The following is a 19612-nucleotide window of genomic DNA, read 5'->3' as shown; positions in this document are numbered from 1 at the left end:
CGTGCCGCTGGAGGAGATCGATCCGGTGTTCACCGGCACCGAGAATCTCGGGTCGCTGTTCTTCCGGTGCGGCAGCGAAGTGCTGGCCGATCTGCACTCGACCCTCGCCGACGAGCCGGTCGGCATGATGCTCGCCGACGCCGACGGCGTGGTGCTCAGCCGGCTCAGCGGTGACCGCGCACTGCTCGATGCGCTCGACGACGTACATCTGGCACCAGGCTTCGGCTACGCCGAACGCGACGTGGGCACCAACGGGCTGGGGCTGGCCCTCGCCGACCGGGTGCCGACATTGGTGCGCGCCGACCAGCACTACGCGCTGAGCTTGTGCACATTCACCTGCGCCGCAGTCCCAGTGCTCGACCCGACATCCGGCCGCCTCGAAGGCAGTGTCAACCTCACCACCTGGTCACAGTCGTCGAGCAATCTACTGCTGGCACTGGCTCGCTCGGCCGCGAGCAACACCGCCGCGCTCATGCTTGCCCGCTCGAGCGGCCGGTCACCGCGCCGCACGCCACGCGGCCAGGTCTTCCGCGTCGAGGTCCCTCGTCTCGAGCCCGGATCGGGCACCGTCGCTGCCCTGTCGCGGCCGTGGAACGAGGCGGTCGCCGCCGCCGAACAAGCGATGACATCCGGACGGATCGTCGCCGCGGTGGGCGAATCCGGTTCCGGTCGCGCGACCGCCCTCGCCCAGGCCGCCCGGCGCGCCTACCCCCGCGACCGCATCCTCTGCGCCGGGACGCCGGCACCGGCCGATGTCGATACGTGGCTGGGACTCTGGACGCCCGAACTCGACAAGGCGCACACCGCGGTGATCGTGCGCGACGTCGACGCGCTGCCGATCTGGGCCGCCGAACAGCTGCGCGACCTCCTCGACCGCCACAGCGGCACCGCGCGGTTCGCGGTCACCGCCGAACACTTCGCGGACATCCCCGCATCGCTGGCCGCACGCATCGATACCATCGTCCCGGTGCCCGCACTGCGTGATCGGCCCGACGACGTCGGGGTCCTGGCCGCGCACCTGACGCGCCGAGTACGCGGTCGCGACCTCACCGTGAGCGCCGCGGCCCAGTGGGCGTTGCGCGGCTACGACTGGCCCGGCAACGTCGACGAACTGTCCCAGCTGGTGTCACACCTAGCGAACCGATGCGATGCGATCGACCTCGCCGACCTGCCGCCGCGACTACTGGCCGGCCGCACCCGCCACCTTTCCCGTATCGAGGCGTTCGAGCGCGGTGAGATCATGCGCGTGCTCTCGACCACCAGCATGACGATGGCCCGGGCTGCAGCCGAACTCGGCATGAGCCGCGCCACCCTCTACCGCAAGATTGCGCAGTACGACCTGCACGTGCCGCGGGAACGGTCGAACTGAGGTATGAACCCCTTCTTCCTTCGAGTTGACGACTTCGACGAGGCATCGGACTCACCGGCGACTCCGCACCCGACTCGGGCTGCGACGCAGCGTGCGAGCCGGGATCTCCTCGGCGGCCGGCTCCTCGGAGCCGCGTGCGGGTGCGGGCGCACGATTCTTGTGGACTAGCGCTGCCGTGCGCGATAGGCGGCAACGGCATTGCGGTTGCCGCAGGCCGTGCTGCAGTAGCGGCGGGATCGGTTGCGGGACAGATCCAGGACCAGTCCTTCGCAGTTCTCGTCGGCGCAGACCGACAACCTGCTCAGGTCGTCGGCGCGAATCACATCGATCATGGCCATGGCGGTTTCGACAGCGATGCGGACCGGCAGCGGTGCCTGCGGCGGAACTGCATGGACGTGGTAGTCGACAGCACCGTGGCGGACGAGCTGCGGTACGGCACGGTGCTCTGCGAGGGTCTTGTTCACCAGCGTGACCGCGGTGTCGCGGTCGCTGGTGAGCATCGACCGGAGCGGCAGGCGCAACGCCCGGACGGCGGCCAGTTCGGCGGCGTCGCCGATATGCACGCCCGTGTAGACGTGCCGGACGAAGAACTCGTCCAGCTGGGCGATCTCGGTCAGCGTGTCGGGCTCTTCCGCGGAGTTGACCAGATCTACGGCCGCCAGCAGCGCCGCTTCAGTGTCATGAGCGAAAACCACATTGACATATTACCGCAGCGTCCTTACCGTCATTAGCCATGGCGACTTTGACTCATGACACCGCAGCGGGTGGTCGGATCCGCTCCGGGCTGATGCTCGCAGCGGTGTCGGCCACCTCGTTCGGCCTGTCCGGACCGCTCGCGCGGGGACTGATGAACGCGGGCTGGAGCCCGGCGGCCGTCGTGGTGGTTCGTGTGCTGCTGGCCTCGCTCGTGCTGCTGCCCACGGCGGTAGCCAAGCTGCAGGGCGATTGGAAGCTGTTGCGGGACAACATGTCATTGATCGGCACTTACGGGCTCCTCGCTGTCGCTGGAACTCAGCTCGCCTACTTCAACGCTGTCGCGCATATGGAGATCGGTGCCGCGCTACTCATCGAGTACACGGCGCCGGTAGCGGTCGTCAGCTGGTTGTGGCTACGGCATCGGCAACGGCCGGGCGTCACCACCGTCGTCGGCGCCCTCCTCGGGATCACCGGACTGCTCCTCGTGCTCGACATCGGCTCGGGATTCAGCGCCGACCGGATCGGCATCCTGTGGGCGCTCGGCGCAATGATCGGCGCCGCAGCGTATTTCATCCTGTCCGCCCAGGGTGGCCCCCTGCCCGCCATCGTGCTGGCAGCGGGTGGACTATCGGTCGGTGGACTCGCACTGCTTGCCGCAGGTGCCGCTGGCATCGTCGGACTGCGGGTCACCACGAACCCGGTCGAGTTCGCCGACTTCACCACATCGTGGTGGCTTCCCGTCCTTGCGCTCGGCGCGATCACGGCTGCGACCGCCTATGTCACCGGCATCGCCGCCACCCGGCTCCTCGGCTCCCGGCTCGCCTCCTTCGCCGCCCTCACCGAAGTCCTCGCGGCGCTGCTCTTCGCCTGGGCACTGCTTGACGAAGCGCCGCGATCCGTCCAATTGATCGGCGGGGCACTGATTCTCATCGGCGTCGTCATCGTCCGACTCGGCGAACCCGCCTCCTCATCCGAGTGCGCCCTACCAGCCGAGGCGTGCGATGCACAGAAGCAGTAGCGGCACCGCCGATGGTCGGGAAACCTCCCGTTCGATATCGGGTGTCAGCCGCCGATCGCGGCCAATGCCTGTTCGGCCATCTTCTCCATGCCCAGCGCGTTCGGATGGATCGGCACGAAGTTCAACCCCCACACGGCTGGCTCGACCCAGCGGATGCCGATGGGTTTGCAAACATCGTGGCCGATGGAGCTCTGCATGCCGACGAAGGTGGTATCCGTCTCGTCAGCGGCGCGCTTGACGACGCCGTTCAGGGTGTCCTGGATGTTGTTGATGTAGGGGACGTCGCCCTTGGCGATCGGCATCGTCAGGAAGCAGTTGCTGTTGTCCTTGGGCATGACCTGGGGGTACGCCAGAATGGCAACCTTCGCGGACGGCGCCTTGGCATGGATGTCCGCAAGCGCCTTCTTCACCGCGGGATAGGTCTTGTTCAGGATGTCGTTGGTGAACCGGTCGCCGTAAATGGTCTCGCAGGGGTTGCCCTGGCCGGCAGTTCCGGTCCCTGCGCTGATGCAGGCGGAGATCACCTTGATCAGGGTGTCGTTGTTGTTGCCGCCGATGGTCAGGGTGACGAGCTTGGTGTCTTTGGTGACGGCGTCGAGCTGCGGGGTCAGGCTGGGGTACTGCTTCTCGTAGAAGTCATGGGTATCGGCGTTTCCGCAGGTGACGTCGGTGAACGACGCGACACCGAGGGCGTCGGCGATGAGGTTCGGGTAGTTGCGGGTGGTTCGCGCGCACGCCGGAGTGACGGCGGGATCGAGTGGAACGATGCCCGATCCCGCGCTATAGCTGTCGCCCATGGCGACGTAGGGGCTCAGGCCCGGCGCGGCCTGGGCCGGGGCGGCCGCAACGAGGCCAAGGCTCGTCGTGATTGCCGTGGCGAACGCAGCAGCGATCCTCATGCGAACGTCCTTGACCATACAAAACTCCTGCAACAGAACTCACAGTTACCGACCGGTAACGATTTGGCGCAAGAACTGTGACACGGCGCACACGGTTTCGCAACTGGCATCGTTTGCTCAGTGACGAGGATCGACTCCCACCGGACATATCAGGCTGCGGATCGCGTGGCGGCTCGGGCCGAGGAGATCCTGACTCTTGACGTCCAGGATCTCGACACCGCGAACCGGTGTGCGACCGTGGTCCGCAAGGGCGGCGCCCGCGATGTCGTCTATTGGCAGACCGGCACCGCGCGGCTGCTGCCGCGCTGGATCGCCGGCCGCAAGCGCGGTCCGTTGTTTCTTACCGACTACGTCGTCGATCTCGAAGGCGGGCGAAGTAGGTGTGCTCGATGCCGTAGTGCAGCTCGCGAGTGCGCACGTGCTCGACCTGTCCGGGGTCGAGCACGATGCTGATCTCTTCCAGGGTGGTCAACGCTGTCATGCTGGGCCACCGGAACCTCTGGCGTTTCGAGGTGGTCGATTCATGCAGGCGTGCGTTGTATCAATTCTCGGATGAAGGCGGTAACGTCGGCCGGTTTTTCCTCTGCCATGAAGTGGCCGGCATCGATCGGCTGGTAAGTGGCGGCCGGGGCCCATTGCCGCCACAGGGCAGAGGCATCGAAACCCAGCCGCGACCCCCAGTCCTGCGATATTACAGCCACAGGCATCGCCAACTGAGCGCCTGCCTTTCGGTCGGCTCGGTCCATCTCGAGGTCGACACCGGCCGTGGCCCGGTAGTCGGCGACGATGGACGGCACAGCGCGCGTGGAACTGTCGATGTAGTGCCGGCGCACGTGTGGTGGGAATGTGGTTCCGCTGGGATCCCAGGCGTCGAGGAACGAGCTGAAGAAGTCTTCGGCGACTGCTTCGATCATCCGCTCGGGCAAGCCCTTTGGCTGTGCCATCAGGTATAGGTGCCAGGCGACCGCCGCATCGGCGCCGTGCAGCACGTCCCAAGTGTCCATGGTCGGCAGGACATCCAGGATCCCCAAGTGGGTGATCTTCTCCGGGTGGTCGAGCGCGGCCCGGACCCCGACGAGTGCTCCTCGGTCATGACCGATCAGGCTGAACTGGTCGTATCCGATTTCGCGCACGATGTTGACGATGTCGTGCGCCATGGTCCGCTTCGAGTAGGTATCCGGAGTCGCTTCTTCGGGTTTGTCGCTCGCGCCGTAGCCACGCAGGTCGGGCACGATAACCGTGTATCGCTCAGCGAGTTCACCGGCGACGTGCCGCCACATGAGGTGAGTTTGCGGGAAGCCGTGCAACAGGACGACGGGGTGACCGTCACCGCCGACGGCGACGTTCAGACGGACGTTGCCTGCCCCGGAAAGCTGTCGGTAGTCGAAGCCGTCGATCGTTGTAACCGTCATGGGCGCACCCTTCGTGGGTTCGTGGACAAATGTGCAGTCAGGAGAAAATGGCCGGGAGCGGAGGTTCGGGGCTCGCGCTTGCTCGAAGAGCGGGAATCAGGATGGCGTCGACCAGGTGCGCCAGGTACTCAGGCCCGGCGGACAGTCCGTTCAGCCGGCGCAGAAGCAGCACCGACCCGGTGATTTCCTCGTAGGGGAATGGTCGCGCGCCGAGCGGTAGCTCTCCCCGGCCGATGGCCGCGGAGATCACCGACGCAGGCAATTTGGCCCCGGTCGGCCCGGTCGCTTCTTCGATATGGCGGCACAAATCGGGGTCTTGCAGGCCCGCGTGGAGCAGCATCAGGCTCATCGTCGGGTCGGCCGAGCGCATGGTGGTGTCGAGCCGTTCGCACAAGGCGATCAAGTCACCTCGCAGGGAGCCGGTATCCACCGCGCCAGCGGGGTTGCCGGATGCGGGGCCTGCCTTGACCGCAGCGACCACCATGTCGCGCTTCGTCTCCCAGCGCCGGTACAACGTCGCCTTCGACGCCCGAGCGCCGCGCGCGACCGCCTCGAAGGTCAACGCGTCATAGCCCACCTCGCCCAGCAGCTCCAACACGCACGCGAGAATCTCGCCCTCACGTGCTCGATCACGAGGCCGTCCGGTACGCACTCCGGTAGTCGGATCCGCGGGACGCCCATTACGAAACGACACGTTTCGTACCGTATCAATGCATCGGCACGACGTCCACTGGTCATGCCGCCACACCGGAACCGAGACCTCAGCCTCATCTGAGCAGGCGGCTACTCGTCGCAGGGTGTGTCGGGGTCGCGCAGCGGGCGCGGGCGGCCACCCAGGTCCGGGATCGCGGTGCCACGCCTGGAGAAGCACGGCCTCGACGTGGAGTGGGACGGCAACATCCGCACGCGGATCCTGCTGCGTAACGCGCAGTGGTATGCGCCTCTCGACGCCTGATCACTGCCCCGGCAGCCGGATCAGCCGGCGTGCCACGGCTGAAGGAAAGCGACGTTACAAGCCGCCGAAACCGCGCCCGCGCCACCACTGTGCCCGCGACAACGATGGATAAACCTGCCGCACGCGCTGCACGACTACCTCATGGGATCCTTTTCCGGAGTGGAACTTTGAGGTCTGACGTGCGCTCGGGTCGTCGGAACCCTGGCCGTCAGGAGATCTTGCGGCGGTATGTGGATATGGCGACCAGGTAGGCGACAACGAGGATGCCGACACACCAGCCCAGGGCGATCCAGACGTCGGTGCCGACCGGCTGCTGCGCGAACAGGGCGCGGAGCGTGTCGACGATCGAGGTCACTGGCTGGTGCTCGGCGAAGGCGCGCACCGGGCCGGGCATGCTGTCGGTGGGCACGAATGCCGAACTGATGAACGGCAGGAAGATCAGCGGATAGGAGAATCCGCCCGCGCCGTCCACGGTCTTGGCGGTAAGTCCGGGGATGACGGCGAGCCAGGTCAGCGCCAGAGTGAACAGGAGCAGGATGCCTGCGACCGCCAACCACGCGAAAACATCAGCGCTGGAACGGAATCCCATCAGCACGGCGACGAGGACGACGATCACGAGCGAGGTCACGTTGGCGACCAGCGAGGTCAGCACGTGCGCCCACAGGATGGACGAGCGTGTGATCGGCATAGATTGGAATCGCTCGACGATGCCGTTCTTCATGTCCAGGAAGAGCCGGTACGCGGTGTAGGAGATGCCCGAAGCGATCGTGATGAGCAGGATGCCTGGCAGTAGGTAGGTCACATAGGAATCCGTCCCGGTGTCGATCGCGCCGCCGAATACGTAGACGAACAGCAGCATCATGGCGATCGGGGTGATCGCGGTCGTGATGATGGTGTCCGGGCTGCGCATGATGTGGCGCAGGGATCGTCCCAGCAGGTAGCCGGTGTCGCCGAAGAATCGGGTGGTCATCATTGGTCCTTATGAGTTTGTGCCGCGGTGTCGCCGGCGCTTCCGTCGGCACCGACTAGGGCGAGGAAAACGTCTTCGAGGGTGGGTTGCTTCTCCACGTATTCGACCTCGGCGGGCGGGAGCAGTTGTTTGAGTTCGGCGAGCGTTCCGTCGACGATGATGCGGCCTTTGTGCAGGATCGCGATCCGGTCGGCCAGCTGTTCGGCTTCGTCGAGATACTGCGTGGTGAGCAGTACGGTCGTGCCGTGCTCGGCAAGCGCTTTGACGGTCTGCCATACCTCGATCCGCGCCTGCGGATCGAGCCCGGTGGTCGGCTCGTCGAGGAAGATGACCGGCGGGTTCCCGATGAGGCTCATGGCGATATCGAGGCGGCGGCGCATACCACCCGAATACGTCGACACTTTCCGCGTTGCCGCATCGGTCAGCGAGAAGCGCTCGAGTAGATCATCAGCGACCTTGCCGGGGTTCTTCAGCCGGCGCAGATGTGCGATCAGCACGAGATTCTCACGCCCACTGAGGATTTCGTCCACGGCGGCGAACTGTCCAGTGAGACTGAACGACTCACGTACCTGTGCCGGTTGCGCAGCCACATCGAAGCCCTGCACGCTTGCCGTCCCCGCGTCGGCCCGCAACAGCGTGGACAGGATGCGCACAACCGTGGTCTTGCCCGCGCCGTTCGAGCCGAGCAAGGCGAAGATGCTGCCTCGCGCCACCTCGAGGTCCACGCCGCGCAGCACCTGCAGATCCTTGTAGGACTTTTCCATGCCTCGCACCCGGATCGCGGGCGCTTGCTGGGTCGTCATCGAATTACCTCCTTATTTCTGTGTTCTCGACTGGGCGGGCGATGGCGCGCCGGTTCGTCACACAGCAACTGTCGATGTCTGGTCTGACACCGCGCTGACACCGGGCTGACACGAGGCCACGCCCGGGTCACAGCGGGCAAATGCACTGCACGAGTCGCCGTGTCGATCGCGCGAGTGATCAGACCGGCACGAACATCGTCCGCGGCACGGCGGAGGCGATGCGCGAGGGCAGGGCAGTCGAAAACTGTTGTTCCGAACGTATCTGCAACACAGGTGCAGTGCGGGTCAGTCGTAGCGAAGACTGATCGTGAATGGTGAGTTGCGGGTGACCGAGGCGTTCACGCCGTGGCCGCGCCGCGAGGTGCGGCGGGTTCTATCGTCTCCGGTCGGGACAATTGTGCGTATCAGATCGGCACTCGGCCCGCGCAGGCTACAGAGTTCGATCCCTACGGCTTACCGAGGGACTCCTGGTAAATGTCGGCATAGGTCGACGTGTCCTTTATCAATTCATCGCAGAAAGCTGCGACGTCCTTGCCGATGAGTTCGATGACCCCTGTACCAGTCGCCGCACCCTGTTCGAAGAAATCGAGTATTTCCGAGAGCAGGCGGCCGTCGGACAAGTCGACCGGACCGACCTTGAAGAAGTACTTTTGCATCTCCTTGTAGACGATTTGATAGTCGGACGGGAGCGCCTTGACTCGCGCCAGGTGCGCCCGCCATGCCCGCTTGCCCTCGATGATGTCGCGGATGCTCATCTCAATCCCCTAACCGAGCCAGTTTCTTTGCAACGTTGCTGTTCAGCTGCTCGCGCCACCGGTCGCGATAGCTCTTGGCCCCCTCTTCACCGGCGATCGCCGCGCAGAAGCCTTTGATGTCTCTGCCCAGCGCTTCGTCGACGGTGTGGCCATCCGCGGCCATTACCTCGAGCAACCCCAGGACGCCGTCGAGAATCGGCATCACATTTCGACCGGAGAAGTTGCCGTACAGGAATAGATGGGTGTTGATCTCTTCCCACGCCGCTCCGTACTCCGCGGGGAGGGCCTTGGCTCGCGCGCCGAAGGCTTGGTATTCCCGGGTGAGATCGCTACCGGTGACTGTCTCCCAGAATTTCATTGTCGGCTTTCCTTGAGTTCATTGATGCGTGCTGAAATGTATTCCCATTTCTTCCAGAATGTCGCAAGCTCATTGCGTCCCGCTTCGTTGAGCGAGTAGAACTTTCGCGCCGGCCCGGAATCGGAGGGGCGTTTCACGACCTCGACGAGGCCGTTCTTTTCCAGCCGCACCAGGATGGTGTACACCGTCCCTTCGATGACGTCGGCGAAACCGAGTTCGTTGAGCCGGCGCGTGATGGCGTAGCCATATGTCTGTTCGGTGTCGATGATCTCGAGGACGCAGCCTTCCAGCGTGCCCTTGAGCATCTCCGTCAAGTTGTCCGTGGCGAGCTCCTTCGATCGTGTCCAGTACTCGGTGCTACTGACTACCACTAGACTGTAACACACAGTAGTGGGCATTCGCTTGTCTCCGAAGCAGTTGACGCCGCATGCCTTGGAAATCCGCCGCTCTCGGGTTGACTGCGAGCACGACCGCCCCGGTGGCGGGTTCGGGGGTGATCGTGATCTTTTCGTCGAGCAGATGCCAACCCGCGGCGGCCCACACGTATTCGAGGCATTCCTGCGGGGTGACGGCCGCCTCTGGATCAACGATGCCGCGTCCGACCCAGAGTGTGAGTGGCAGCGCTAACGTCTCGTGTCGTCGCCTCTCGAGATAGGCCCGCCTTTACGATGCCGTTGAGACCCAAATCCGTTGGGCCGTGCTGGCAAGACCTGGAGAATGATATGCAGCTTTCGGATACCGCGGACGTGCTGGACGAACAGCGGAATCTCATCGACCGTGCGGCGTGGAAGGACCAAGGAAGCACGCCGCGGTGCGCAAGAAGATCACAATCCAGTTCGACAGCGAACTGGACCCGACGCTCTACGCCGACATCGCATCTACCGTGTGGATGCAACTGCGCGCGATGTCCGGGACGAGGCAGTTCGAGTTCATGGTCCACCACGACGGCCCGGAGTCGCTCGGCCGCCAGCTGAACGAGCACTGGGATCAGTTCGCCCGCGACGCCCAATGGGAGCACGACTGAGACCGGGCACCTGGACAGTCTATCGAGCGGCGACACCACCATCCGAGAGTCATCCAGGATCAGGTACAGCTTCTCACCCAGCCAGCGGCCACGCAGGTTTTTCTCGGTGGCTGCGTGGGTATCAACCGCACAGGGCCAGTTGGGTGAGAGCCCGAAGTGCGTCGTCGATGGGATGGGGCTGTGGCTTCCCCGAGGAGTCGAGTTGGTTCCATCGCTGCAGGTTTACCGCGATGGACATTTGCCGTTTGCCGTCAGCGCTGGTCATGGACATCGCGCCGCCGCCCCAGACCGAACCCTCATGGCCCCAGTAGGTGCCGTGTCCAGGCACTGTCAGCTTCTGCAGGCCGAGACCGTAGTCGAGTGTCTTTCCCTCGAAGGAGATGACCGGAACGGTACGTTGCATCTGCGCCAGCGACGCTCGACTGATGATTTCGCCGGCCAGCAGCAGGCCGCCAGCAGACCGTCGACTGCGTACCGGAACCGGACCAGCATCGCCGCCCGCTTGGGTGTCAGGCCGATCTGGGACTCGAACCGCGCCCACAGCCGCTTATGACTCCATCCGAGGGATTCGGCGAGCTCCCCGACCTTCACCTGGCCACCGGAGGTGAGTATGCGATTCCAGCTGGCCAGCACCTCCGGGTCGGGTGTCCGCATCGGCCTTTCGCATTGCACCAGAAACGATTTCGTCACTGCGAAACGTTCGTCCCAGGTCCGGGCGGACGCGAGTTGCTCACGCAGTCGCCGAGCCCGCCCTCCCCAGAGATCCTCCAGGGCGACCAGACCCCGGCCCAAATCTGTTGGGGAAACACCCAACAGCGAATATGCCTGGATCGGCGACAGGCGAACCTCGACACACTCTGCCCGCTCGCCACGAACACGCATGGCCTCGACGGGAAGCCCGACAACGAAGCCGCCGAGGGTTCGCCGTCCGACAGCATCATCGACGATCAGCCCGCGATCCCCGAATTCGATCAGCACGGTGATCGCCGCTGTCCCGGCGACCCGAAGATCCAATCCGGCGCCACCCGCATCGCGGTAACCGATGATCGCGGCACCCAGCCGCACGTCATCGGCCGGACCTGCGAAATCCCACCCCACATCGGACTCGCGGCCGAAGTCCACAGTTCCCACCCGTCCAGGCTACGGAAAGGTGAGGACACCGCCATCGCTCACGCAGGTCGGCGTACCCGATGTCGTGGTGTTCGGTCTCACTCGCCGACGCGGTCCATTCCGCTCACTACTGGACGGTCGGTGACGGCCCTTCTTGTGGGATCGGCCACGATGCTGGCTACTCGACGCCGCGACTGGTGAAGTCGAAGGATCCGCCGTCGATGCCCCAGGAGATGACCCGTTCGGGGTGGATTCGGATGACCGCGCGTTCCTGGGGTTGGAACGGTGGCTCCTCGTCATCGAGCGCCTCGGCCGTGCCGCGTACCTCGATGCCGCGAATCACATATGGCTCCAATGAAACCTGTTCGTCGATGACGAACGACACCCGGCTGCCCGCCTCGACATTGCGGTACTTTCGACTGGCACGCATCCGCATGCCCCCGATGTCGATCGTGCCGTCGGCGTTCACCCGATAGCTGGTCGGGTTGTTCTGCACAACGCCGTCGGGCGACACCGTCGCCAGCCGACCGATCCCGGCCTCCGCCAGGAACTGCTGTTCATTGATGGTGAAGGTCATGTCAGTTACTCCTCAGTGAATTCGATATCAGTGCTCTGAGATCAGAACAGGATCAGCGCGGCGCACAGTCCGGCAATGGCAATGAACTGCAGGGTGACCCGGTACTTCAGAATGCTGTCCCACTTGTCCTGCAGCGCACGGGCATTGGCCGGAATGATGCCGCTCTGCGCAGCGGCGGTCTGCTGGGAATTGATCGGCTTGGCGATGCGGACGTAGAAGGCGAGCCAGGTAAGCAGCGCCGCCACCGTGGTCCCCGCCGCGACAGCGGCGCCGATCCGCCCGGCCCACAACGCGATCAGCAGCGTGAGCACCGCGGTGACCACACCGCCTGCACCGACAACCGGCATACGTTTATCGCCGTAGTAGTGACCCCATCCCGCGCTCATGGTCACGGTCGCATCATCGAGCTTGCGATATACGGACCGGGTGATCACGGCCCCGCAGACATCGGTGCCATAGACGATGGCATTGGCGAGAACGGCGACGGCGGCAATGATCTGGCCGGTGACGATGAGCATTTTCGGCTTCCCTTCCTGAATTCTAGCAGCGCTAGAAACTAGAGCAACGGTATCATTCGTCCGCTAGCTTGTCTAGCGTTGCTAGATTCCAGATCGCCACCGCGGGATCGCGCTCGGATCAGCAAGCTGCACATGCCCGTTCCAGCCCGAGCGGAGACTGTCTCCCGGCAAGCCGGTCACCGAACGCTGGCAGATCTTCGGTCTGAAGTACGCCGCAGTCTTGCCAAGCCCCCAGCATCCGGCGGGCCAGGAACAACGACGCGCCGACTCGTCAAATCAGCCCGGCGACCGGCCAGCAGCAGGCCGAACACGTACTGCCCGCTGGCCATCGCCGTACCGGGAGCGGTCCGCGCGGCGGGGATGCGCACACCTCGCTTACCGGCGCGTGATCGAGCCGTGAAGGCTCGCGAAGGTACCGGCACGATCAACCGCCGGGCAGGCGGTGATGGTGCCGCGCCGCCACGCAAATACCGGGCGAAACCCGGGTTCCGGGCTCTCAGGTGTTGAGGTCGCGGCGAGAGTAGCCGAGAAGGCCGACTGTTGTCAGGGCGGCGGCGATCAGAGTGAGGACGGAGCTGGCGGTCCAGTTCGGTGGGGTGTCGGGGACCGCGGCCAGGTGAGCGAACGGCGAGAAGATGGTCAGCCAGGCGGGTGCCTGGATGCTCGAAACAATGACGTCGAGCAGGAACCCGCCGACAACCGGTAGCGCGCCGAGCGCGGCGACGGTCGAGGGGAACCACCCCAATGCGAACGCGGCGGCGCCGAGTGCCAGCCACGCGACGGGTGCGGCGTTGAGCGCGCCGGCCAGTGCGGCCGTCAGGGTCAGTGGTGCGCGGGTGATCGCGGCACCGGCCCACATCGCGACGGCCGCGGTGAGGAGCAGGAGCACGACACCCCAGGCGGTCACGGCGATGTCGGTGCCGGCGAGGCGGGCACGTGAGAGCGGAAGGGCGTAGATCGCGGTCCAGCGCCGGGCCCTCTCGTCGCTTGCCATTACGGTGAGTCGGGTCGCGGCGTAGAGGCCCGTTGGTATGGCGAGCAGGCTGAACAGTGCTGCGGCGAATCCGGTGGCCGTATCGAGGCCGCCGAAGCCGGCGGTCGCGGCGAGCTCGGCGAAGCGGGGGTTCTCGTCGAGGAATTGCAGGATCGATGCGAGCAAGGCGCCGACGAGGAAGTAGTAGGCGGCGATCCCCACTGCCCAGCCGACGGTCGGCCGCAGGGCGCGACGCAGGCAGAACCCGGCCACCGACCCGAGCAGCCGGGTTCTGGGCGGGCGGCTCGTCGGCATGGCCAGCGGGGCTCCGCCGAGGTCGCGATGCCGGGCGGCTGTGCATGCGGCTCCAGCGAGCAGGACAGCGAGGGCAACCAGCACGGCAAGCGGCCAGCCTCGGTTGTCGGCGTACGGCGCGGCGCGGGCGGTAAGGCCGAACGGAGTGCACCAGGCGACCCAGGCGAGTTGGGGCACACCGTCGGCGAGCATGCGCAGCAGTAGGCAAACTCCGAGGAATCCGCCGGTCAACCCGGCCGCAGCGGCTCGCGAGGGCAGCAGCTGGGCAGCGAACAGTCCGGCGCCGGCGAACATCAGCATGGTGCCGAGGACACCCACAGCATGTACGACCGCCCCGACAATATCGGTGCCGCTGGCGACCAGGGCTGCCGCTACAGCGATGCCGTTGACCACGGCGGCGACCGCGAGCGTGATCCAACAGCGCAGGACCAGATCCACCGTGCGCAGCCGTCCTCCGAGCAACAGGTCCCAGCGCCCCGCATCCTCCTCGCCACGAGTGATGCGGGTGGCGGTCAGCAGGGCCCACACAGCAGCGAGAACCTGGACGGGGGTCCCTGTGCGCCACACGGTGAATCCGCCCGGATCATCCAGCGCCAGCGGCATCCCGAACAGGATCCGGATGGCCGGGTTCTCGGCAAGTGCGCGCAGTGCCGCCGCATCGACTGCTCCCGCGAAAGTCGTCTGATACTGGCTGGCGACGAGGGCCGACATTCCCGCGATCGCCGAGGCGACGATCAGCATCCCTCGCCAGACCTGCCCGACGGCAAGCCGGGTGAACGCCCGCCCGGGCGCCGCGGCCGACGCTGCTGTGGCCTGCTCGAACTCGACGATCATGCGGCATCGCCGTAGTAGTCGAGAAAGATCTCCTCGAGCGTCGGCTCCCGGAACGAGAGCGCCGTGACCTCGGCCTCGGCGAGCGCGCGCAACGTCGGCCCAGGCGGGCCGGACAGGGTGAAGCGCAGCCGACGTTCGGCCAGGGGTTCCACCGCCAGCACCCCCTCCACATCAGCCAGCGACGGCGCATCACCCTGATACGACACCTCGACGACCGTTCGCCGCAGCCGACGCAGATCCGCGAGCGTCGCGATCTCGACGAGCCGGCCGGCACGCAGGATCCCGACCCGATCGCACACAGCTTCGACCTCGCCGAGCTGGTGGGAACTCAGAAACACCGTCTGACCACGCGCGCGTGCCTCGGCGATGCAGTGGCGGAATTCCCGTTCCATCAGAGGATCCAGGCCGCTGGTCGGTTCGTCGAGGACCAACAGCGGCGCGCGGGTGGCGAATGCGGCGACAAGCGCTACTTTCTGCCGGTTGCCGGTCGAGTAGGTCCGGCCCGGCTTGTCGAGTTCGAGGGCGAACCGGTCGACCAACTCCGCGCGGTAGGCCGAGTCGACGCCAGGACCGACACGGGCAAGCAACTCGAGGATCTCCGCACCCGTCAACGTCGGCCACAAGGCCACATCGGCCGGAACATAGGCCAAGTGCCGATGTGCCGCACGGACGTCGCTGGCAAGGTCGCCGAATACACGCGCACGGCCGGCGGTCGGGCGGATGAGACCGAGCAGAAGCCGGATCGTGGTCGATTTGCCCGCACCGTTGGGTCCGAGAAACCCGAATACCTCCCCGCGAGCGACCTCGAGGCTGACGTCATCGACAGCGGTAGTCCGACCGAACCGCTTCGTCAGTGTGTCAATGGAGATGGCCGTGCGAGTATCGGCGGCGTCCACAGGCAACGTGGGAGCATCGGACATGACGGTTCTTCCCCTCGTCGGAAAGCTGATTGCCGACCAGACTTCCCGGCGCACCTGGCAAGAACGCTACTCCTGAAGGCCGGTCCGGCCTGGCTTTTCGATCACACCCCAAGCGCGTGTCCGCGCCGCCGACTCCGCGCGCCTGCCCATGCGATGGGATTACCCAGGTCAACCGTCGACTTATCTGATGGCAGCGGTTTCGTGGTCGGGGTCAGCTGCCAACTCCGACCGCGGCTCGATCCGCATCGACGCCAGCTACGCCAGGTATCAGCAGCTGCTGGTTTGGGCGCAGCAGTGGCCAGAACGCAGCTGGGCGGTGGAGAACGCCGAGGGACTGTGGCAGTGCGGGGGTGGCCGTAGCGCAGGGACGGCGGTGTGCGCGGGACGGATGGCCGAAACCGTCGCCTCCCCCAGCATTGCTTCGAGTCACCTGATCGTGAAATTCAGGTCGGCAGGGTGAACCGTTCCGGGTCCGGGACAGGGCTGGGCGAGATCAACTGAGGCGGTGCTCGGCGAGCAAAGCGGCGTTGCTGAGGATTTCGTCTATAGGTCCATCCGCAACGATGCGACCACTGTCGAGGATCACCGCGCGATCGCAGATGCGCTGGGCGTAGGGCAGGTCGTGGGTGACCAGGACGAGGGTGGTCGGCAGGCTGAGCAGGATGTCGGCGAGTTCGCGCCGAGCCACCGGGTCGAGATTGGCGGCCGGTTCGTCGAGGACGAGGACCTCGGGACGGCATGCGAGTACCGTGGCGAGCGCGGCGCGGCGGCGTTCGCCCAGCGACAGACGTGCTGGGGAGCGATCGGCCCGATCCGACATGCCGACCGCGGCGAGGGCGAAGCCCACATTTTGGCTGAGGCGCTCGCCGCGCATCCCGAAATTGGTCGGCCCGAACGCGACATCCTGTGCGACCGTCGGCATGAACAGTTGATCGTCGGGGTCTTGAAACACCACGCCGACGCGCTGGCGGATTGCGCGAATGGTGGTGCGGTCCAGGCGAGTGCCGCCGATGTAGACCTCGCCGGAGTTGGCGGTGAGCACGCCGTTGAGGTGCAGCATCAGCGTGGATTTGCCCGCGCCGTTGGGGCCGAGAACCGCTACCCGCTCGCCGGGGGCGATGTCGAGATTCAGCCTATCGAGCGCAGCGGTCCCATCGGGATACGCGAAAGTCAGGTCGACCATACGCACAGCGGCCGCCGTTGACTCGTTCACCGGGCCGCCCAAGCGCCGGCACAGACACAGATCGCGGCCAGCGCTGGAACGCAGGCGGCAAGCCAATGCCTGCGGGTGGCCGGTGGCGTGCCGACATCGGAAATGGTGCCGGTGAATCCGCGCGAGAGCATGGCCAAGTGGACTCGTTCGCCTCGTTCGTAGGATCGCAGGAACAGACTGCCGACACCTCGTGCTGTCGCGCCGATCTGACGTATCGTGCGCGGGTCGTCTCCACGCGAGATGCGAGCCAATCGCATGCGTGCCGCCTCGTCGGCGATCACGTCCACATACCGCAGCATCAGCACGACGATCGTGACGATCATGCCGGGCACGTGGAGTCTGCTGAGCCCGCCCGGCAATTCCCGGACACTCGTCGTCGCCGCCACCGTCAGTGAAATACCCATCCCCAGCGTCCCTTTCGCGGTGATTCCCCACGCGGCGTACAGGCCCGTCGTCGACAGTGACAGCCCGATCAGTGCCGTTCTGGGTTCTCCCGCCGCGAACGGCAGCAGAACCGCCAGCACGACGAAAGGCAATTCGATGAGCAGGCGCGGCGCGATCCACCGCAGTGGAATCCGTGCTACGTGCCAGACCACGACCAATCCGACCGCATAGACAGCGAAGGGCCAGAACAATTCCCGTGGTGTCGCGACCACGGCGAAGACCATGACCACGGCGCAGACGATCTTCACTTCGGCCGGAGTCCGATGCACCCGCGAATTGCCGGGTAAGTGCAGCCGATGGCTGACAGTGGACACCTAGCTGGGCTCCGGTTCGGACGACACGCCAGTGCCCTCCGAAACCCGTTCGGCCCGTAGATGATCCGATCGACCGGCCCTGATGATGCGCACCACCGCGAACAGCGCGGCGAAGGCGGCCGCGACTCCGAGAACGCCCGCGACGCCGGTCAAACCGTCGTCGCCGTCGATCGTGTAGTCGGCCAGCGGCGAGTGCGCCAACGCGTGATCCGCTGCGTTCTGCGCGATGCATTCACCGTGCAACTCTTCGGTGCCGTCGACCTCGACCATGGTGCAGCCACGCTGCGTCGTGGCATCCAGGCCGTCCGGCTGCGAACTCGCCACATAGGACAGCAGTCCCGCTACCAGCATCGCGACCGCGGCGAAACCGAAAAGGAATCCGTTCGTCGACAGTGCGGCACCTGGCGTCGGTGCGCTGGCTGCGGTCCGATCGGTGGCCCGCAGCAGATACACGAGGTCGGGGCGGGCGTTGACAACGGCAACGACGGTGATCGCGGTGATGATGCCTTCCCCGATCCCGATCAGCGTATGAGTGACCAGCATGTACCAGGTCACCGCGCCGACAGTGGAGCCCGCGGCGCCGCCGATGGCGTACTCCACGACGAAACCCATGGCAGCACAGATAGTTCCGGCCAATGCGGCGACGGACGCGACAACACCGACGCCGCCGCGCCTCCGGGCGATGGGCAGCAACCAGCGCGCGACAAGATAGCCGACCGCTACCCCGATCAACGCCATATTCGTGATATTGGTGCCCAGCGCCGTCAAACCGCCGTCGGCGAACAGCAGTGCCTGAACAATCAGTACGATCGCCACGCATATCGCACCTACATATGGCCCGACCAGGATCGCGGCGAGCGCCCCACCGAGCAGATGCCCGCTCACACCCGGCAGAATCGGGAAATTCACCATCTGCACCGCGAAGATGAACGCGGCCACCAGACCCGCCATCGGAGCGGCGCGCTCATCCAGTTCGGCACGCGCACGCCATGCCGCGAACCCTAGCCCCGCGATGGCGATGACCGCGAATATCACCGAAGTGGGTGCGTCGACAAGGCCGTCGCTCATATGCATGGCCGAAGTGGTGTCCCTCACCTCCCGATACGATACGCGCAATATATGTTCAAGTAGACCGATATGTGACTATCGGCGATGAACTGGCCCCGGCGAGAAGAGAACGGCAGAGTAGAACAGTGGCCCCCAGCCTCCCGCTCGACCCCGACCACGCCCGGTCCTCGGCGCCTGGCCTGGATGTCGCCGGTATCGAACACTGGGCCCACCGATTCGACCTGCTCTCCGACGCCAACCGGCTGCGGCTGCTGGTATGCCTGCACCACACCCCCGGCCAGAACGTGACCGAGCTCGCCGCCGCTGTCGGAATGACGGCAACCGCCGCGTCGCACGCCCTGCGCCAATTGCGTCACCAGGGCTGGGTGACCGCATCCAAGAGCGGCCGAATCGTGCGCTACCGCCTCGCCGACGAAACGATCCATCAACTCCTGCACTGGATCGGCGCCACCCACGCCCCCGAACCGAGCACACTCTAGGGGGCAGCGGCCGCGTACAGGGACCGCAGCCGCCGCTCTCGGGGAACTATGGTGTCGGAATGGACGACAATCTGCACGTGGTGTGCGAAGTCTGTCGGACAGCGTTGTCGGCTCGGATCGACGGCGAGCGCGAGACCGCGCCCCCGGCGCGGGTGGACGAGCACCTGGCGCAGTGTCCGGAGTGCTGTTCGTGGTATGCCGCGGCGGTGGAGGTGTCGAAGCTGGTGCGCGGCAGTCGATCGCATGCGCCGGACCTCACCGACGCGATTTTCGCCGCCGCCGAGCTGCAACGCCCGAGCCCTGCCCGCAGACGCCCAATTGGGCAAGCGCACAGGTCATCTCCGCTCGAGTGAAGATCCCGCCGCATAGTGACGAAAGGCTTCCGGCGCATGCGAACCGAAGTCAGCGCTCGAATGGCGGGCCGGACGCGGACCTGGCCGCCGATAGGTCGCGTGCGAGCGGAACTAGCCTCTTCCGCCACGCGACTACCTGATCTCAGAGCCGCTGAGGGCCGACGTGGTTGGAAGGACAGGGGTGCAGAAACATCTAACGGGGGTAGCACGGGACCGGCTGACGACAGCTACGGTG

At 65.6% G+C, this 19612-nt stretch carries 25 protein-coding genes and 2 pseudogenes; 6 read left to right on the top strand and 21 right to left on the bottom strand.

All coding sequences use genetic code 11. The features are described 5' to 3' along the window. Window positions 1–1369: AAA-type ATPase lid domain-containing protein (locus tag NA4_RS02965; protein WP_067463425.1), on the top strand; the 1369-nt coding region annotated here is incomplete at its 5' end. A gap of 164 nt (window positions 1370–1533) precedes the next feature. Here NA4_RS02965 and NA4_RS02960 read toward each other — a convergent pair. Continuing rightward, entirely contained in the window at window positions 1534–2064 is a 531-nt protein-coding gene (locus tag NA4_RS02960; RefSeq protein ID WP_067463423.1) for a CGNR zinc finger domain-containing protein, read from the bottom strand. Window positions 2065–2102: 38 nt separating this feature from the next. On the opposite strand from NA4_RS02960, the gene NA4_RS02955 reads away from it, so the two are divergent. Then, window positions 2103–3083, top strand: coding sequence for a DMT family transporter (locus NA4_RS02955; protein WP_067463420.1), 981 nt, complete (start codon window positions 2103–2105; stop codon window positions 3081–3083). Window positions 3084–3127: 44 nt separating this feature from the next. Here the strand turns inward: NA4_RS02955 and NA4_RS02950 are convergent, their stop codons facing one another. The 10 genes and pseudogenes from NA4_RS02950 to NA4_RS42410 all read right to left on the bottom strand — a co-directional run. Beyond that, the gene (locus NA4_RS02950; protein WP_067463418.1) at window positions 3128–4000 is read right to left on the bottom strand and encodes an SGNH/GDSL hydrolase family protein; all 873 of its coding nucleotides are present in this window, start codon (window positions 3998–4000) and stop codon (window positions 3128–3130) included. Window positions 4001–4322: 322 nt separating this feature from the next. Beyond that, window positions 4323–4463 carry a hypothetical protein gene (locus tag NA4_RS40030; RefSeq protein ID WP_157128764.1) on the bottom strand — a complete coding sequence of 47 codons (141 nt, stop codon included), beginning with the start codon at window positions 4461–4463 and terminating at the stop codon, window positions 4323–4325. 40 nt (window positions 4464–4503) lie between these two features. Further along, entirely contained in the window at window positions 4504–5394 is an 891-nt protein-coding gene (locus NA4_RS02945; RefSeq protein WP_067463415.1) for an alpha/beta fold hydrolase, read from the bottom strand. A gap of 37 nt (window positions 5395–5431) precedes the next feature. Continuing rightward, window positions 5432–5992: a TetR/AcrR family transcriptional regulator gene (locus NA4_RS02940; protein WP_245671063.1), complete on the bottom strand. Its 561-nt coding sequence runs from the start codon at window positions 5990–5992 to the stop codon at window positions 5432–5434. Between the two features lie 565 nt (window positions 5993–6557). Further along, window positions 6558–7319, bottom strand: coding sequence for an ABC transporter permease (locus tag NA4_RS02935; protein ID WP_067463409.1), 762 nt, complete (start codon window positions 7317–7319; stop codon window positions 6558–6560). Then, the gene (locus tag NA4_RS02930) at window positions 7319–8122 is read right to left on the bottom strand and encodes an ABC transporter ATP-binding protein (RefSeq protein ID WP_067463406.1); all 804 of its coding nucleotides are present in this window, start codon (window positions 8120–8122) and stop codon (window positions 7319–7321) included. Before NA4_RS02930 ends, NA4_RS02935 begins: the two co-directional genes overlap by 1 nt. Before the next feature lie 446 nt (window positions 8123–8568). Continuing rightward, entirely contained in the window at window positions 8569–8877 is a 309-nt protein-coding gene (locus tag NA4_RS02925) for a DUF1048 domain-containing protein (RefSeq protein ID WP_067463404.1), read from the bottom strand. Window position 8878: 1 nt separating this feature from the next. Beyond that, window positions 8879–9235, bottom strand: coding sequence for a DUF1048 domain-containing protein (locus NA4_RS02920; RefSeq protein ID WP_067463401.1), 357 nt, complete (start codon window positions 9233–9235; stop codon window positions 8879–8881). Beyond that, window positions 9232–9540, bottom strand: a complete 309-nt coding sequence (locus NA4_RS02915) for a PadR family transcriptional regulator (protein ID WP_067463398.1) — start codon at window positions 9538–9540, stop codon at window positions 9232–9234. The genes NA4_RS02920 and NA4_RS02915 overlap by 4 nt, the downstream gene beginning before the upstream one ends. 106 nt (window positions 9541–9646) lie before the next feature. After that, a pseudogene (locus tag NA4_RS42410) lies at window positions 9647–9838 on the bottom strand (AarF/ABC1/UbiB kinase family protein); the annotation flags it as partial. A 181-nt stretch (window positions 9839–10019) separates the two neighbouring features. Here NA4_RS42410 and NA4_RS02905 point away from each other — a divergent pair. Next, window positions 10020–10259 (top strand): hypothetical protein, encoded by a 240-nt coding sequence (locus NA4_RS02905; protein ID WP_067463392.1) that lies wholly within the window; start codon window positions 10020–10022, stop codon window positions 10257–10259. 121 nt (window positions 10260–10380) lie between these two features. Here NA4_RS02905 and NA4_RS42055 read toward each other — a convergent pair whose 3' ends face one another. The 6 genes from NA4_RS42055 to NA4_RS02880 all read right to left on the bottom strand — a co-directional run bounded on the left by NA4_RS42055 (window position 10381) and on the right by NA4_RS02880 (window position 15506). Then, window positions 10381–10587 (bottom strand): hypothetical protein, encoded by a 207-nt coding sequence (locus tag NA4_RS42055; RefSeq protein WP_218022240.1) that lies wholly within the window; start codon window positions 10585–10587, stop codon window positions 10381–10383. Between the two features lie 2 nt (window positions 10588–10589). Then, the gene (locus NA4_RS02900; protein WP_245671062.1) at window positions 10590–11390 is read right to left on the bottom strand and encodes an AraC family transcriptional regulator; all 801 of its coding nucleotides are present in this window, start codon (window positions 11388–11390) and stop codon (window positions 10590–10592) included. A 157-nt stretch (window positions 11391–11547) separates the two neighbouring features. Then, a complete protein-coding gene (locus tag NA4_RS02895) occupies window positions 11548–11946 on the bottom strand; it encodes a PPOX class F420-dependent oxidoreductase (RefSeq protein ID WP_067463389.1) in 399 nt (132 codons plus the stop codon). A gap of 41 nt (window positions 11947–11987) precedes the next feature. Then, window positions 11988–12464, bottom strand: coding sequence for a DUF1772 domain-containing protein (locus NA4_RS02890; protein WP_067463386.1), 477 nt, complete (start codon window positions 12462–12464; stop codon window positions 11988–11990). Window positions 12465–12960: 496 nt separating this feature from the next. After that, window positions 12961–14586, bottom strand: coding sequence for an efflux permease Rv1217c-related protein (locus tag NA4_RS02885; protein ID WP_067463384.1), 1626 nt, complete (start codon window positions 14584–14586; stop codon window positions 12961–12963). Next, complete coding sequence (locus NA4_RS02880; protein WP_067463381.1) at window positions 14583–15506, bottom strand: ABC transporter ATP-binding protein; 924 nt, start codon at window positions 15504–15506, stop codon at window positions 14583–14585. Before NA4_RS02880 ends, NA4_RS02885 begins: the two co-directional genes overlap by 4 nt. Window positions 15507–15693: 187 nt before the next feature. Here NA4_RS02880 and NA4_RS02875 point away from each other — a divergent pair, with 187 nt between their 5' ends. Next, window positions 15694–15966 carry a hypothetical protein gene (locus NA4_RS02875; protein WP_067463378.1) on the top strand — a complete coding sequence of 91 codons (273 nt, stop codon included), beginning with the start codon at window positions 15694–15696 and terminating at the stop codon, window positions 15964–15966. 33 nt (window positions 15967–15999) lie between these two features. Here NA4_RS02875 and NA4_RS02870 read toward each other — a convergent pair whose 3' ends face one another. From NA4_RS02870 to NA4_RS42045, 4 genes and pseudogenes are all read right to left on the bottom strand, one after another. Next, a complete protein-coding gene (locus NA4_RS02870; RefSeq protein WP_067463449.1) occupies window positions 16000–16689 on the bottom strand; it encodes an energy-coupling factor ABC transporter ATP-binding protein in 690 nt (229 codons plus the stop codon). Window positions 16690–16715: 26 nt separating this feature from the next. After that, window positions 16716–17477: a cobalt ECF transporter T component CbiQ gene (cbiQ, locus tag NA4_RS02865; RefSeq protein ID WP_067463375.1), complete on the bottom strand. Its 762-nt coding sequence runs from the start codon at window positions 17475–17477 to the stop codon at window positions 16716–16718. Continuing rightward, on the bottom strand, window positions 17478–17870 hold the full coding sequence (locus NA4_RS42050) for a PDGLE domain-containing protein (protein WP_373862751.1): 393 nt from the start codon (window positions 17868–17870) through the stop codon (window positions 17478–17480). Window positions 17871–17897: 27 nt separating this feature from the next. After that, window positions 17898–18551: pseudogene (locus NA4_RS42045) on the bottom strand (energy-coupling factor ABC transporter permease); the annotation flags it as partial. 173 nt (window positions 18552–18724) lie between these two features. Here NA4_RS42045 and NA4_RS02855 point away from each other — a divergent pair. Together NA4_RS02855 and NA4_RS43570 are read left to right on the top strand one after the other, a co-directional pair. Beyond that, window positions 18725–19024: an ArsR/SmtB family transcription factor gene (locus NA4_RS02855; protein WP_245671065.1), complete on the top strand. Its 300-nt coding sequence runs from the start codon at window positions 18725–18727 to the stop codon at window positions 19022–19024. Between the two features lie 59 nt (window positions 19025–19083). Next, complete coding sequence (locus tag NA4_RS43570) at window positions 19084–19377, top strand: zf-HC2 domain-containing protein (RefSeq protein WP_067463368.1); 294 nt, start codon at window positions 19084–19086, stop codon at window positions 19375–19377. Window positions 19378–19612 lie beyond the last annotated feature (235 nt).

Origin of the sequence: Nocardia amamiensis NBRC 102102 (assembly GCF_001612745.1) — a bacterium.
GTDB lineage: Bacteria > Actinomycetota > Actinomycetes > Mycobacteriales > Mycobacteriaceae > Nocardia > Nocardia amamiensis.
Note: the sequence above shows the minus strand (reverse complement) of the source record. Positions and strands in the feature narration are given on the sequence as shown.

What these genes read in the sequence shown, in the direction of transcription:
- NA4_RS02955 (WP_067463420.1), top strand. Translation starts at nt 2,103, where the DNA reads ATGGCGACTTTGACTCATGACACCGCAGCGGGTGGTCGGATCCGCTCC.
- NA4_RS02895 (WP_067463389.1), bottom strand. Translation starts at nt 11,946, where the DNA reads ATGACCTTCACCATCAATGAACAGCAGTTCCTGGCGGAGGCCGGGATC.
- NA4_RS40030 (WP_157128764.1), bottom strand. Translation starts at nt 4,463, where the DNA reads ATGACAGCGTTGACCACCCTGGAAGAGATCAGCATCGTGCTCGACCCC.
- NA4_RS02880 (WP_067463381.1), bottom strand. Translation starts at nt 15,506, where the DNA reads ATGTCCGATGCTCCCACGTTGCCTGTGGACGCCGCCGATACTCGCACG.
- NA4_RS02945 (WP_067463415.1), bottom strand. Translation starts at nt 5,394, where the DNA reads ATGACGGTTACAACGATCGACGGCTTCGACTACCGACAGCTTTCCGGG.
- NA4_RS02925 (WP_067463404.1), bottom strand. Translation starts at nt 8,877, where the DNA reads ATGAGCATCCGCGACATCATCGAGGGCAAGCGGGCATGGCGGGCGCAC.
- NA4_RS02875 (WP_067463378.1), top strand. Translation starts at nt 15,694, where the DNA reads ATGGCAGCGGTTTCGTGGTCGGGGTCAGCTGCCAACTCCGACCGCGGC.
- NA4_RS02870 (WP_067463449.1), bottom strand. Translation starts at nt 16,689, where the DNA reads ATGGTCGACCTGACTTTCGCGTATCCCGATGGGACCGCTGCGCTCGAT.
- NA4_RS02935 (WP_067463409.1), bottom strand. Translation starts at nt 7,319, where the DNA reads ATGACCACCCGATTCTTCGGCGACACCGGCTACCTGCTGGGACGATCC.
- NA4_RS02920 (WP_067463401.1), bottom strand. Translation starts at nt 9,235, where the DNA reads ATGAAATTCTGGGAGACAGTCACCGGTAGCGATCTCACCCGGGAATAC.
- NA4_RS02885 (WP_067463384.1), bottom strand. Translation starts at nt 14,586, where the DNA reads ATGATCGTCGAGTTCGAGCAGGCCACAGCAGCGTCGGCCGCGGCGCCC.
- NA4_RS02930 (WP_067463406.1), bottom strand. Translation starts at nt 8,122, where the DNA reads ATGACGACCCAGCAAGCGCCCGCGATCCGGGTGCGAGGCATGGAAAAG.
- NA4_RS02950 (WP_067463418.1), bottom strand. Translation starts at nt 4,000, where the DNA reads ATGGTCAAGGACGTTCGCATGAGGATCGCTGCTGCGTTCGCCACGGCA.
- NA4_RS02890 (WP_067463386.1), bottom strand. Translation starts at nt 12,464, where the DNA reads ATGCTCATCGTCACCGGCCAGATCATTGCCGCCGTCGCCGTTCTCGCC.
- NA4_RS02915 (WP_067463398.1), bottom strand. Translation starts at nt 9,540, where the DNA reads ATGCTCAAGGGCACGCTGGAAGGCTGCGTCCTCGAGATCATCGACACC.
- NA4_RS43570 (WP_067463368.1), top strand. Translation starts at nt 19,084, where the DNA reads ATGGACGACAATCTGCACGTGGTGTGCGAAGTCTGTCGGACAGCGTTG.